The following is a 1,749-nucleotide window of genomic DNA, read 5'->3' as shown; positions in this document are numbered from 1 at the left end:
GGCGAGTGGGGGTCCCCCCTGCTCGAAGAGCTTGGGGGAGCGTGCCAGGCGTCGCCGGGCAGGCGAGACTTTGCGGACACGACCTAGGGCCTGTCGTTCGGATCATGCGGCCGGACGCGGGGCAGGGCACGACCGGGATGCCCGGGGGCGAGCCCGCCGACGGGCAGGGCCGCCCTCCGAACGCCCTGGAGCCGAGCCAACCGCGACCCCGGGGCCGTCCGCACACTCAGCCGAACTGCACCGACCGCTTGGCCATTCCCAGCCAGAATCCGTCGATCACGGACCGCTGCCCGCCGAGCCCCCCGACGGCGTCCGCCGCGCCCATGGTCACGAAGAGCGGGGCGAAGTGCTCGGTGCGCGGGTGGGCCAGGCGGCCCGCCGGGGACTTGCGCTCGAAGTCGAGCAGCGCGTCCACGTCACCGGCCTCCAGCGCGCGGTGCCCCCAGTCGTCGAACTCGCTCGACCAGGCGGGAACTCCCCCGCCGGTGTGCCTGAGGGCCGCGAGATTGTGGGTGAAGAAGCCGGAGCCGACGATCAGCACGCCCTCGTCGCGCAGCGGCGCCAGCTTCCGTCCGATCTCGAAGAGCCGGACCGGGTCGAGCGTCGGCATGGAGATCTGGAGCACCGGGATGTCAGCCTCGGGGAACATCTCCTTGAGGGGGACGTACGCGCCGTGGTCGAGTCCCCGGTCCGGGATGTCCTGCACCGGCGTACCGGGCGCGCGCAGCAGCTTCCGTACGGACTCGGCGAGTTCGGGAGCGCCGGGGGCCGCGTACGTCACCTGGTAGTAGTGCTCGGGGAAGCCCCAGAAGTCGTAGACGAGAGGGACCGTCTCGATCGCGCCGAGGGCGAGCGGGGCCTCCTCCCAGTGGGCCGAGACCATGAGGATCGCCTTGGGGCGGGGCAGACCGGCGGACCAGGCGGCGAGCTGGCCGGGCCAGACCGGGTCGTCGGCGAGCGGCGGCGCACCATGGCTGAGATAGAGGGCGGGCATGCGCTCCGGCGCGGGGCGCTCCTCGGTGGCGGCTGACATGGCTGCTCCCTCCAGAGAGTTACATCGTACGGCGGCACTGCTTGATCTTTGAAGCAGTTACTTAAAGTCTCAAGTTCTCAGTCAAGACTACGGGTGCTTTGTTTAAGTTTCAAGAAGAGGCTCGTACAGTGGAGTACATGAACACGGCACCCGCTCCCGCTGAAGAGCCGCGCTGGCTCACCGACGAGGAACAGCGCATCTGGCGTGCGTACATGCACGCCACGACCCTCCTGGAAGACCACCTCGACCGTCAGCTCCAGCGCGACGCGGGCATGCCGCACATCTACTACGGCCTGCTCGTCCAGCTCGGCGAGGCCCCGCACCGCCGGCTGCGGATGACGGAGCTGGCCATGAACGCGAAGATCACCCGCTCACGGCTCTCGCACGCCGTCGCGCGGCTGGAGAAGAACGGCTGGGTACGCCGCGAGGACTGCCCGTCCGACAAGCGGGGCCAGTTCGCCGTCCTGACCGACGAGGGTCACGAGGTGCTCAAGCGCACCGCGCCCGGCCATGTCGCCGCCGTACGCCAGGCCCTGTTCGACCGGCTCGGCCCGGACCAGCGGACAGCCCTCGGCGAGGCCATGCGCATCATCGCCGAGGGCCTCCAGCCGAAGGACGCGGGCGCGGATCTGCCCTGGCTGCGCTAGGTCGTGGCCGCGAAGTCGCGTCGCCGGGCAGGCGCGGCTTCGCGGACACCACCCAGGGCCTGGCGCCGG

General features: G+C 70.7%; 2 protein-coding genes. One reads left to right on the top strand and one right to left on the bottom strand.

The genetic code is table 11. The features are described from left to right. Positions 1 to 226: 226 nt before the first annotated feature. Entirely contained in the window at positions 227 to 1,033 is an 807-nt protein-coding gene (locus ACFXGX_RS43260; protein WP_384804011.1) for a dioxygenase, read from the bottom strand. Between the two features lie 137 nt (positions 1,034 to 1,170). On the opposite strand from ACFXGX_RS43260, the gene ACFXGX_RS43255 reads away from it, so the two are divergent. Further along, complete coding sequence (locus ACFXGX_RS43255; RefSeq protein WP_384804008.1) at positions 1,171 to 1,680, top strand: MarR family winged helix-turn-helix transcriptional regulator; 510 nt, start codon at positions 1,171 to 1,173, stop codon at positions 1,678 to 1,680. The last annotated feature ends 69 nt before the right edge of the window (positions 1,681 to 1,749 follow it).

The organism is Streptomyces sp. NPDC059371 (genome assembly GCF_042751995.1).
In the GTDB taxonomy this organism is placed as follows: Bacteria; Actinomycetota; Actinomycetes; order Streptomycetales; family Streptomycetaceae; genus Streptomyces.
The sequence above is the reverse complement of the archived record's forward strand: the minus strand, read 5'-3'. Positions and strand labels throughout refer to the sequence as shown.

Excerpts from the sequence above, each read along its gene's own strand:
- ACFXGX_RS43255 (WP_384804008.1), top strand. The coding sequence starts at position 1,171 with ATGAACACGGCACCCGCTCCCGCTGAAGAGCCGCGCTGGCTCACCGAC.
- ACFXGX_RS43260 (WP_384804011.1), bottom strand. The coding sequence starts at position 1,033 with ATGTCAGCCGCCACCGAGGAGCGCCCCGCGCCGGAGCGCATGCCCGCC.